This is a genomic window from Corynebacterium sp. NML140438 (assembly GCF_001875725.1).
In the GTDB taxonomy this organism is placed as follows: domain Bacteria; phylum Actinomycetota; class Actinomycetes; order Mycobacteriales; family Mycobacteriaceae; genus Corynebacterium.
The window spans coordinates 449,030-461,274 of record NZ_MLCQ01000029.1; the positions used below are offsets into that span (position 1 = coordinate 449,030).

General features: G+C 61.4%; 5 protein-coding genes, 1 tRNA gene and 1 pseudogene. 2 read left to right on the plus strand and 5 right to left on the minus strand.

Annotation, left to right across the window (positions count from 1 at the left end; translation table 11 throughout):
- Nucleotides 1–56 precede the first annotated feature (56 nt).
- Nucleotides 57–719 carry a hypothetical protein gene (locus tag BJP08_RS10770; protein ID WP_071569532.1) on the plus strand — a complete coding sequence of 221 codons (663 nt, stop codon included), beginning with the start codon at nucleotides 57–59 and terminating at the stop codon, nucleotides 717–719.
- Here BJP08_RS10770 and BJP08_RS10775 read toward each other — a convergent pair.
- The 5 genes and pseudogenes from BJP08_RS10775 to BJP08_RS10795 form a co-directional block, all read right to left on the minus strand.
- A complete protein-coding gene (locus tag BJP08_RS10775; protein WP_083428528.1) occupies nucleotides 716–2,290 on the minus strand; it encodes an alkaline phosphatase in 1,575 nt (524 codons plus the stop codon). The two genes, BJP08_RS10770 and BJP08_RS10775, sit on opposite strands and share 4 nt — an antisense overlap.
- A 191-nt stretch (nucleotides 2,291–2,481) precedes the next feature.
- A complete protein-coding gene (locus BJP08_RS10780) occupies nucleotides 2,482–7,974 on the minus strand; it encodes a G5 domain-containing protein (protein WP_369816435.1) in 5,493 nt (1,830 codons plus the stop codon).
- A 201-nt stretch (nucleotides 7,975–8,175) separates the two neighbouring features.
- Nucleotides 8,176–8,819, minus strand: a pseudogene (locus tag BJP08_RS11790) (adhesin domain containing protein); the annotation flags it as partial.
- 528 nt (nucleotides 8,820–9,347) lie between these two features.
- Nucleotides 9,348–9,420 (minus strand) — tRNA-Thr (locus BJP08_RS10790).
- Between the two features lie 49 nt (nucleotides 9,421–9,469).
- Nucleotides 9,470–10,663 carry a DNA polymerase III subunit delta' gene (locus BJP08_RS10795; protein WP_255364822.1) on the minus strand — a complete coding sequence of 398 codons (1,194 nt, stop codon included), beginning with the start codon at nucleotides 10,661–10,663 and terminating at the stop codon, nucleotides 9,470–9,472.
- Between the two features lie 47 nt (nucleotides 10,664–10,710).
- Between BJP08_RS10795 and BJP08_RS10800 the strand changes: the two genes are divergently transcribed.
- The gene (locus BJP08_RS10800; RefSeq protein WP_071569536.1) at nucleotides 10,711–12,237 is read left to right on the plus strand and encodes an adenylate/guanylate cyclase domain-containing protein; all 1,527 of its coding nucleotides are present in this window, start codon (nucleotides 10,711–10,713) and stop codon (nucleotides 12,235–12,237) included.
- Nucleotides 12,238–12,245: the final 8 nt, after the last annotated feature.

Sequence of the window (12,245 nt, forward strand, 5' to 3'; positions counted from 1 at the left end):
CTGAGGACGTACACTCAGTACACCCAGTACACCCACTGACCCTCTAGGAGGAGACCATGAAACGTATCGTTACCTGCGCTGCCGCCGCCGCGGTCGCGCTAGGCACCATTGCCGCGCCTGCCCACGCAGCGACGGTGAACGTGAAGGACAAGGACGGCATGTGCACGGTGCAGCTTTCACTCGCCGAGCAGCGCTTTGTGAGGGCCTGGTTCGACGAGTCGAAGGCGATCGGCGCCCATGAGCAGGCACGTGACTTCGTGGCCGCGGTGGACACCACCTACCCGGACGCTGCAAAGCGGCCCGCGAAGCTCGCCGAGAAGTACGCCGAGGCGCAGAAGACGGTAAAGGAGACGGAGCCGACGAAGGAGCGCACGCTCGAGGACATTGTCCCGGCCAAGCGCCAGGTCGGTCCGGAGGTAAAGCGCGCTGCGGTGCCGTTTGGCGTCGAGAAGAGTGATGCAGCGCTGTATAAGGCGTGGGCCGCCACGCCGGCTGGGAAGTTCGCCGAGAAGCAGGCCCTTCTTGACGATGCCGACTCCGCCGCGGCCGCTGCCTGCGCAAAGGGCGCCCAGGCGGATGTTGCGTACCCGACGGCGGAGCCGGAGCTGAACCTGTCGGCGATTGTTGGCGGCGTGATCGCGGCGGTGCTCGCGATCATTGGCCTGATTGCCGCGCTGCCGCAGCTCGGCGTAAAGTTGCCGCAGCTGCCGATGCTTTAAAATTTCGCGAACTGCCCACGCAGGTTGTCCACTAGAGACGGCGCTGCCTGGGCGATCACAGCCAGCAGACCGGCGACTCCGAGGATGGACAGGATGGCGATGAGCCACGGTGAGTCGGCGGAGGAGCCGTCGTCAGGCTTTGTGTCGTCTGCTGGCTTTTCGCCGTTCCACCACTTGTCTAGGGTGAGGCGTGCGACGGTGGTGTTGTCGATGTAGGAGCCGCGGATCTTGTCGGTGTGCTTGGTGGATGCTTCGTAGATGTCGCCGGCACCTGCGCCCTTGTACCAGAAGCCGACGAGCTGGTTGGTGTGGTTGTCGGAGTTGTAGGTGTGCTCCGGCTTGGCGCCCTTTTCGCCACTGAGCTCGCTGTACTTAGATGGGTCCTGCGGGCCTGCGAGGTAGCCGGTCTCGTGGTCGGCAGTGACGATGAGCAGGGTGTCTTCCCAGGAGGAGTTGGCCTCAACCCACTTTTCGACGGCAGCTACCGCGTCAAAGAAATCGATCGTCTCCTCGATGGAGCGGCCGATGGTGTTGGCGTGGCCGGTCCAGTCGATGGCGCCGCCTTCGATCATGAGGTGGAAGCCGTCTTCGTCCTGGTTGAGGGTGTTGAGCGCGCCGAGCGACATGGTGGCCAGGGAGGGTACGCCCTTGTTGAACTCGGTCAGGTACGGGCCGACGTTCGCCTTGTCTTCACCGTCGGAGCCATCGCGGCCTTGCTGCAGCGTGTTCGCCACAGGTGCGAGGCCGAAGACCTTCTTGGCGTCCTTGTTGGCTGCCTTGGCGAGGGACTCGAAGTCCGCCTGGTCGGTGACCAGGCGCCAGTCGGTTTCACCGTTGGCGACCTTGTTGTAGGTCTCCTCGGTGATGTATTTGGGGTTGAACTTGTCGGTCTTTTGGGCGTTGTCGTCGTAGAGCGGGTGGCCAGCGCCCATGATCACGGACAGTGGGCTGTCCGGGCCGAGCATTTCGTCGGCGAGCTGGGTGTAGTTGCTGCGGTTCTCGTTGTGGCCACCCCAGCCTGCCGGGGTGGCGTGGTTGAACGGCACGGAGGACACGACGCCGGCAGCCTTGCCCTGCGCCGCTGCGCGCTGGGAGACGTTCTCCAGCTTCTCACCCTTGTGGTCGACGCCGATCTTGCCGTTATCAGTCTTCACGCCGGTGCCCATTGCGGTGGCGGCTGCGGCGGAGTCGGTGAAGTTCTTGTTGATCCATTCACGGTCGCTCCACGCCTTGATTTCGTCGTACTCGTTGCCGTACTGGAAGGTGGTCATGGAGGTGTGCTTCCAGCCCTTGTCTTCCTGCTCGAAGGCCTGGACTGGCTTGCCGTCAACGTTGGAGATGCTGTTGATGCTGTTTTCGCCGTTGAGCATCCACTTTGACTGGCCGGTCTGCCAGAGGTTGACTGCGGCGACGTGGTTGTAGCCCATGCCGTCGCCGATCATGTAGATGATGTTCTTCGGCGCCTTCGTTTCAGCGGCCTGCGCCGGCGTTGCGACGACACCAAGCACTGCAACAGCAGCCGTTGCAGCAGCGACAACACGTGGGTTGGAAAAGCCATGAGAATCCTTCACAGAATCGGTACTTGGTTCGAGCCGCCGGGTTGGCGACACAACGATTCTGCGAAAGCAATGTGAGTTTCCGGAGACATTCCGGTTATGTTTGGCGCAATTTTGGGTGAACGCTGAGCAAACCCTCGACTGCTGCGGAACGCCAAAAGGCGCCACCCGAAGTGGGTGACGCCTTCCATTCGGCTCAGCGCGGTTTACTTCTGCTCAGAAGAACCAGTCTTGGCCTTGTCTGCAGGCGTGTCGCCCTTCGACGAGCCGAGGATAGTCAGGCCGTTATTGAAGCCGTCCTCCTCACATGCCTGGGCGATGAGGACGCCCAACATGCTGACCGCAGCAATTGCACCGAGTGCGATACCCAGCGGGCGAAGCTGCTCGCCGTAGCCAGCGAACTGGCGGTTCACAGCGTCTGCCTTCGCGCGCAGCTCGCGGACCCATTCTGGATCTTCGTGGCGGCGACCCTGGTTACCGTGGCCCCAATCACGCTTCGGCATGGACTCCTGGAAGCGAGCATTCAGTTCAGCACCAGCCTGCTGGAGCTGCGGGCCGAACGCTTCATTCACGCCGTAGCCGATACCTGCCAGCAGGCCGATCGGCAGCAGCCACAGCAGTGGACTGTTGACCGCGAACGCGTTCGCTGCGCAGCGCTTCGCCTTCTCCGAGGAACCGTTGGCGCCTGGCTCAGCCGGCGTCGAAGGATCGTTCGGGTTTGGCTTGCCACCTGGCTGATCAGGGTTATTCGGATCCGGGTTGTTCGGGTTCGAAGGCTCGCTCGGGTCGTTCGGGTTCTTCTTCGTGCCGACCTTGATGATCAGCTTCTGCGGAGCAACCTCGACGACGCTTCCGTCTTCCTTATGGATGCGCTCGCCCGGCTTACCTGGCTGCACAACCTTGTGCTTTCCAGCTTCGAGCTCATTGTCCTCGACCACCTCGTAGTCGTAGGAAATCTCCTCGGTCCAGCGGACACCCGCTGGTGGCTTGGTGCCGACACGCAGCACGCGCTCAACTGGCTGAACAACCATCTCGACGACAGGCTTGCCGTCAACAACCGTGATCCTGTACTTGCCATCCTTACCCGGGACGTCTTCAACCTCTTCGCCCGGCTGCAGCTTCGGATCGTAGACAATCCGGGTGGTGTAGCGGACATCGATGTCAGTGCCACCCTCGGGCAGCGGCTTCGGGTCCTCCGGGTTCGCCGGATCCGCAGGCTTGGTGCCGATGAGGATGACGTGATCCTGCTTCTCTACGAGCTTCTCTTCGGTGCCGTCAGACTTGTGGTGGACCAGGCCGGGCTTACCTTCCTGCCCGACCTTGTGCTCACCCGCCGGGATGGTGGGGTCAAGCTTGACCTTCACCTCGAACGGGATCCGCTCGTTCCACTCGACGTCCGCAGGTGGCTTGGTGCCAACACGGACGATGCGCTGGACGGGCTCCTTGGTTGTCTTCACGGAAGGCTGACCGTTCTCGACGGTCACCTCAACCTTGCCGTCTTCACCCTTCTGCTCTTCGACTTCTTCGCCTGGTTCGAGCTTCTCGTCGTAGATGATCTTCGTGGTGAATGGAAGCTTGACTTCCTTTGCTTCAATCGACGGTTCCGGATCAGTCGACGGCGGAGTCGTTGCCTTCTTGGTACCAACGCGGATGATCTGCTTGACCGGCTCCTTGGTGCGGTCAGTGGTCACCTTTGGATCGCCGGAGGGCTTACCATCGACGATCTTCTGGGTGGAGGTCTCAACGTCCTCACCAAGCTCGCCCTGCTGGTCAACCTTTTGCGTGCCGTACTCAAGGGTGTCGTCGAAGATGACCTCGGTGTCGAACGGAACTGGCTTCTTCACCTTGGTGACCAGCTCGCCGTCTTCGATAGCCGGACCGTACTCGATGATCTCCTTGACCGGATCCTTGGTCTGCTTCTCTTCAGGCTTCACGGAAGCCTGGTCGCCCTTGGCGGTGAAGTCAGCCGTATAGGTCTTCTCTCCTGGCACGCCCTTCTGGACGACCTTGATCTCGCCCGGCTTCAGCTCCGGGTTCGGACGGGTCTCAACCTCGAACGGAAGCGGCGCCTTCCAGGTGACCTTCTCGGAGGTCTCAGGTGCTTCGGCTGGCTTGGTGCCGACCTTGATTACCTGATCAACTGGCTCTTCGGTGATCTCTTCCGAGAGTTTCGGCTCGCCTGGCTTGGAGTTGGTGATGTCGCGTTCGATCGTCACCTTCTTCTTACCCGGCTTACCTTCAGTGACAGTCTCAGAGGTGCCGGCAGGCAGGTTCGGATCGAACTCGATCTTCACACCAAACGGAACCTCAGACTCCACGGTCTCGGTAGTAGAACCGGTGGTCTTGGTGCCAACGCGGATCTTGGCGTTCTTCGGTGCCTTCGTCTGCTCAGAGGTCACGGTCGGCTCGCCGGACGGCTTTCCGTCGACGATCTTCTGTGTAGAGGTCACAACCTCGGTACCAAGCTCACCCTGCTCATCGACGACCTGCTCACCCTCCTTAAGGGTGTTGTCGAAGACAATTTCGGTCTCGAACGGAACCGGCTTCTCAACCTTGGTCACCACAGAGGTGTCCTCAGCCGCTGGACCATACTCAATGATCTGGTTAACCGGATCCTTGGTCTGCTTCTCCTCAGGGGTCACAGTCGCCTGGTCACCCTTAGCCGCAAAATCTGCGGTGTAGGTCTTCTCGCCCGGAACACCTTCCTGGACAACCTTGATCTCACCCGGCTTCAACTCCGGGTTCGGACGGGTCTCAACGTCGAACGGAACCTGCGCAGTCCAGGTGACCTTCTCAGAAGCCTCGGACGGCTTAGTGCCGACAGTGATGACCTCGTCAACAGGCTTCTTGGTGATCTCCTCGGTGATCTGCGGATCGCCCGGCTTGGAGTTGGTGATGTCACGCTTGATCGTCACCGTCTTCTCGCCTGGCTCACCCTTGGTGGTCACCTTGGACTCACCGGCAGGCATGTTCGGGTCGTACTTAACGACGACCTTGTACGGAGCCTCAGCCTTGTAAGTCTCGGTGTTCTCACCGGTGGTCTTGGTACCGATGCGGATCTTGGCCTTCTTCGGGGCCTTCGTCTGCTCGATGTTGATGCTCGGCTCGCCGTCCGGCTTGCCGTCCTTGATCTTCTGGGTGGAGGTAATCGTCTGCTCACCCGGAACGCCCTCTTCGTCGACAATTTGCTTGCCGGACTCGAGGGTGTCGTCGTAGACGTACTCGATCTCGAACGAGACCTCTTGGGTCTTCTTGCTGGTGAGATCCTCGTCCTCAATGCCCGGGCCGACCTCGATGATGCGAGTAACCGGTTCCTTCTCGGTCTTCTCCTCAGCAACCTGTGCTTCAGAGCCCTTGGAGGTGAACTTAGCGGTGTAGGTTTTCTCGCCGTTCTCGCCTTTCTGGACGGTCTTCATCTCGCCAGGCTTGAGCTCCGGGTTCTCGCGAACCTCGGTCGGGTACGGAATCGGGAACGTCCACTTGACGTCCTTGGCGCTCTCGGCAGGCTTGGTGCCGATGAGGACGACCTCGTTGACCGGGTCCATCGGCTTCTTGGTTTCCGGATCAACGACGCGCTCCCACTTGCGGTCCTTGTTCATCTTTTCCTTGCCCGGCACACCCTTGGTTTCAACCTCGTAGGTGCCAGCAGGGATGGAGTCGTCGTACTTGTACTCGACCTTGAACGGAACCTCACGCTCAGGGGCAGCAACCACGTTCACCACTCCGGAAGTGGTGTCCTCTGATCCATCTTCGTACGTGACGGTGACAGGGACCTCAATCTTGTCGCCGCCCTTCGCAGTGACCGGCGCCGTGGAGACAACGTTGCCCTTGTCATCCAGGCCGACGGTCCAGTCGCCGTTATCTGTCTTCACCGTGTAGGTCGGATTGCCAAACTCGTTGTTCTCACCGGTAGCGGTGAACGTCTCAGGCACCGGAGCAATCACGTACGGATTCTTCTCGGCTACCTTGATGTTTTCTGGCTTCTCAATAGCCAACGGCGACGTTGCCGTGTCCCCCGGGTAGACCGTCTTCGGCGGGATGACAGGGTTGGACTCCCAGCTGTTGGTCAGCTTCACCACGGTGGTGACGGGAACCTCCGGGCGGGAACCATCCGGGGTCTGGACCGTCACGGTGATGGTCTTCTTGTCGCCCGGCTTCGCGTCTACCGGTGGGGTGGAAGACACGACACCGGTCTTCGGATCGATGGTGTACTTCCATCCGTCGTCGGTTGTCTTAGTCAGGACCGGCTCGTCCCCATCCACGCCGAAGGAGTAAGTCGATTCTTCCGGCGCGCCCGTTATCTGGTGGTCAACAGCCTGGTTCGGGCCAGTGACCTGGACGTTGTACTGCGGAGCAACGTCGCCCTTGATCACAACGACGGTGCCCTTGACCTTCTGCGGCTTGTCCGCATTCTCGTAGTGCGCGAGAACCGGCACGTCGAGGATGTCACCTTCCGGTGCATCCTTCGGGATCGTCGTGGTGATCTTACCGGTCTTTTCGTCGATCTTTACGGTCCACGTCTTGCCCTCTTTACTCGTGAGGGTGATCTCGGTTTTCCCGTTCTCGAAGGTGTATCGCTCCGGTGCCTCATCGGTCGTGTTACCGCTCAATCCGCGCTCAGGAATCTCGGGCTTGAGTGAGACCTTTGCGTTCGGCTTGTTCGTCACCGTGTCGTACTCGGGGATCTTGATGTCGACGATCGCCTGAAACTGGACCTGAATCGGATCTGTAGTGCCGTCCGGGTAGGTGGCCTTCACCTTCGGGGTGATGATGGTGCCCGGTGCGACGGTGTCATCCGCCTTCGCGGTGACCTTGCCGGTCTCATCGACCGTCACGGTCCAACCTTCAGGCACGGTGGACTCAACGATATCGAACTCAGCCGGGTGAACCGGCTTGTGGCCCTTCATGATCGACTTAGTACCCACCTGGGCGGTGAGCTCCTTACCGATGGTGCCCTTCGTCAGACCCGGACGCACCAGGTCGGTGACCTGGGTGTTGTTCGGGTCGACAACCACGAGGAGTTCCAGCTCGTCCGTGGAGCCGTTCGAGTACTCGACCGTCACCACAGGACGCGCAAAGGTGCCCGGGCGTGGCTCCTCCGGAGCGGTGACGGTGACATTGTAGTCCTCGTCCATCTCCACGGTCCAGCCCTCGTAGACGTACTTCTCGTCCAAGGCGACCTTGGCTTCGTAGCCCTTCTCACCCTTCTTCTTCGCCAAGTCCTTGATCAGGTCAGGGGTCTGGATGAAGGTGACCTTCTGCTTCGGCGGTTCTTCGCCCGGTTTCACGGGGAAAGCCTTCCCGGTCTCGCTATCCACGCCAGAGATGATCGAAGCGTCCGTCTTGTCGTACTTCGGGTCGTGGTACTCGGTGTCGTCCAAGGAGAACGCCTTGGAGTCGATGACGTTCGCCTTGCTGTAGCGATCCAGCGAGTTGGAGCTATCGAACGCACTGCCTTCGCCGTAGTTGTTGTGCTCAACAGCAGCCTGGAGTTCGTCCACGGTACGCGGCATCGCCAGAACGGAGAAGTTGACGTTCTTGTCTGTCGCCAGGTCAGTACCGCGGTACTCCGGCCAGGTGAAGTAGATATTGCCGTCTTCGTCGATGCTCAGGAGCTTCTCACCGCCAGAGACGGACGGGTCCGTGGTGCCGATGAACTTGCCGTTGCCGTCGTAAGCTTCCACGACCATGCGGGACATGGAATCGTCCTTGCCACCACCGCCGCCCTCCACGGGAGGGACGTTGATCGTGCCGACCTTGGTTTTGCCCTTAGGCCCAGGGATGATGACGTGCTTCTCCCATTCCTCCCACGACACCGTGATCGGGTTACATTCAATGTTCTCGCTCGGCCACGGGTTTACAGTAGCGCTGAATACCGAGCTGCCACCTTCCGTGGCTCTCAAGCCCGAAGTATGGTCCTTCGTGTAATTGCTCTGCCAGGCGTAGCGCACGGGATTGTCGGCAGTGGCCGAAGCAAACTGCTTAACCTTCTCTCCGGTCACCTCTGCGAAGATATTCAGGTTTCGTTGTGCACCAGCACTAGTAATGGCGATGGGTTCGTCGGCCTTGTGCGTGACGTTCTTGCCAAGGAAGGTTTGACCTGCCTCCATGGAAGGCACCTCGCCGGTATCCAAGACGCCGCCAATTCTCCCCCATTGGTGAAGGACCAATCGGCGAACGTGCGGTCCTTCGAGTTATCAAAGGAGACGCTCAAGCCCCACAGGGTCTTGTCGGGGCTGTCCGCGGCCGGCTCCAGGGTCTTCCAGCTGAAACCAGCCTGACTGTGTTCAGCGGTGCCGCTTCTTTCAACAACACACGACCCGGCCGGCAGGTCGGAGACCTTCTGTGCGTCCTTCTCCACCGCGCCGGACTTGTCGCGGATTCCGCCGGACAATGTGGCAGCCGCAGCGTGCGGTGTCAGCGGGCCCGGGCCGACCACGCTCAGGCCACCGAGCGCGAGCGCAATCGCAGATGTTGCCGCGATGCCTGTAGACGTTGATTTACGTAAACGCCGAGATGATTCGGCCATTAATTTACTCCTCATAAATACTTCAGAAGAAACTGATAAAAACAACCAGCTTCCTGAATCTGTTGTAAAAGTGCCACTGACGTGGTATTTCCAGCAGCAGATAGGCGTCTAGTTTAGTGGATAGGTATAGCTCATGTCGATATAGATCCCACAACACCTCACCGCGAACGCGCACGAGACCATAAAACACCCCGGGTGTTCGCGTTTTCTGCGCGGGTAGGGGTAAGTTTTGTTTTGCTCGCCAAACACGCCTCTGCAGTGGTGAGAACGGGGAGTGGGTGAAGAGGGCGTCGATACGTGGGGCGGACCCTGCGAAACATCGTAAAGCACCGCCCCGAGCCTGATGCCTATGAATATAAGTCGAGTTAGGTTTCCGCCGAAGCTCGCCACCATAGATCCCGTGCGGTTCTTCGGCGTGCTACGTTTCGGACTTGCTTCATTGTTGTTCGATGACCGAGTGTTGAAAGCTAGTGTGTACCGGACGGCGTTTTGCAAACGTTAAACCCCCTGGCAGAACACGTTCCTACCAGGGGGTTTATCCCGAGCCACCTGCGAGAATCGAACTCGCGACCTTCTCATTACGAGTGAGACGCTCTGCCGACTGAGCTAAGGTGGCAACGCTGCACAATATTACAGCACCGCCAAGAATCTACGAAACTGCCAGGTCAGCGGGCTTCACAGGCGAGGCGGATGTGGCCGAGCATCCCGTTGAACGCCACGACGGGGCTCACCTGCTGCTGGAGGCGCAGTCGACACTGGGCGATAGCGTCGAGGCACGCCACGAGTCCTTCTGGGCGGACTTTCTCGGCGAGTTCTGCGGCCAGCGGCTGGAAGTCGGGGTGTGTCAGTGAGACTTCGGCACCGGACTGGACGGCGAGGGCATCGCGGTAGATGCCGGCGAGGTCCACGAGGATGAGGTCGAAGACGTCGCGTTTGCGGCGAGTGCCACGCGCTTTCTGACTCGCCTCAAGCGCCTTGACGGAGGCGGACGCCCCGCGCAGCGCCTTCGCCGCTCCCCTGCCCTTCGCGCCAACGCCGAGGGCCTGCTCAAGCTTGGCGCGCTCCTCGGCGTCCTCCTCGGCATAGTCCTCGACGGCGGTCTTCTCCGTGGCCTTCACCAGGGAGGTAACGGCCTGGAAGGCCTGGGCGCCGTGGAAGACAAGCTCGGCAAGGTTGATGGCCTGGGCGCGGCGGATCTGCACGGACTTGTCGTTGACCATCCTGCGGGCCCGGCCTACGTGGCGCAGGGTGGTGGCGGCGGCGAGGCGGGCGTCGGACTCTGTGGCCCCTTCCTCCTGCATGAGGATGCGCACCACCTCGTCCTCGGAGGGGGCGGGGATATAGAGGTGCCGGCAACGAGAGCGCAGCGTCTGGGAGAAGTCTTCCGGGTCCGTCGACGGCGCGCACAGGATGATGACGGTGTGGGCCGGGGGTTCCTCCACCGTTTTCAGTAGCGCGTCGGAGGCGTCCTGGCCGAGACGGTCGGCGTTCTCGATGATGAGGACGCGCCAGTGGGCGACCGTCGGCATGCGGGCGGCCTGCGCGATGTACTCGCGGGTCTCTTTCACCTTGATCGTGAGTTCCTTGGGCACCACGTGCATGACGTCGGTGTGTTGGGAAGACAGCGCGTCGCGGCAGCCTTTGCAGCGCCCGCAGCCGATCTCGTCGGGATCCGTGCACACCAGCGCAGCCGCGAACGCAAGCGCCGCGTTGGAGCGCCCCGAACCGGGAGGCCCCGTGAACAGCCAGGAGTGCGTCATCGCGCGCGCGTCGCCGATCCCCCGGGCGGCCGCGGCAGCGTTCATGATGACCTGCTGGACGGAGGGGGCGTCGGCAAGTAATTGACTCACGGTAGGCACAAGCCCCAAGCGTACAGCAGGGCGAAAACCCGCTAAAGTGTTACAGCATGGAACGATTCTGGCGCAGTTTCAAATGGCTGTGGGGCACCTCGTGGCCCCTGTACGCCGCAACTGTGCTCGGAACCAACGTTGTCGGCGCCGTGCTAATCATGCTGTTCGTGCGCTTCCTCATCCCCATGCGGGAGGTGCAGCAGCTCAACATTCACGACGAAAGCCTCGGCTTCCTCGGCGCGACCTACTTCTGCTTTGCGATCTTCGTGGGCATCGTGGTCACGTTCTTCCTGTTCCGGCCAGTGCTGGAGTGGCAGCTCAGCCCCGACGACCACGACCCGAACATGGTACGCAACCTGGTCATGCGCATCCCGGTGCTGCAGACCGTGATCGTGGTCGGGGTGTGGGCCATCGGCATCATGATCATCACCGTGGCCGCCTGGCGCATTGACCACCAGCTGGCAATCGTAACCTTAGGGTCCACGTCGCTGGCGTGTTTCGTCACCGCAGTGATGACATACCTGCAGGCAGAGCGCCTGGTGCGGCCGGTGGCGGCGTCGGCACTCGCGCGGCGCTTCGAAGACTCCACCCTGGAACCGCCGATCAAGCACCGCCTGTACCTGACCTGGTTCACCACCTCCGCCGTGCCAATGTTCGGGGTGCTCGCCCTGTTCTTCGCGCAGCGCCACGGCTTCTTCTCCAACCGCCCCGGCGAGCTCATGCCAGCTGTCCTCGCGCTGACGCTGACCGCGCTGGCCACAGGCTTCATCGGCACCGCGTTCGCCATCATGAGCGTGGTGGACCCCATCAAGGAGCTGCAGGAAGCCATCAATAAGGTGCGCCGCGGGGAACGCAACACCCAGGTCGACATTTACGACGGCTCCGAAATCGGCGTACTGCAGGCTGGGTTTAACGAGATGATGCGCGGGCTCAACGAGCGCCAGCGCGTCCGCGACATCTTCGGCCGCTACGTCGGCACCGAGGTCGCCCAGAAGGCCCTGGAGGAGAAGCCGGAGCTCGGCGGGGAGGACCGCCGCGTGGCCGTCGTGTTCATCGACGTGATCGGCTCCACCACGTTTGCCGTCAACCACACCCCGGAACAGGTCGTGGCCGCGCTGAACAACTTCTTCGAGATCGTCGTTGAGGTGGTGCACCGCAACAAGGGCGTAATCAACAAGTTCCAGGGTGATGCGGCGCTAGCCGTGTTCGGCGCGCCCGTCTCCATCCACGACGCCGCCTCCCACGCCCTCCAGGCCGCCCGTGAGCTACGCCGCGAACTGGCCGGCCTCGAGCTGCAGGCAGGTATCGGGGTGGCCTCCGGGCACGTGGTCGCCGGCCACATCGGTGGGTCCGACCGCTTCGAATACACCGTGATCGGTGACGCCGTCAACGCCGCCGCCCGCCTCACCGAGCTGGCCAAAGACACCCCGGGCTGCGTGCTCACCAACGCCGCAACCCTGCGCGCCGCCAACGAGGTCGAGCAGCAGCGCTGGACGCTGATGAAGTCCGTGGAGCTGCGCGGGCGCAACCGCATGACGCAGCTGGCCCGCCCGGTACGTTCCACCCTGGCGGACCGCTACTAGCCGACCCC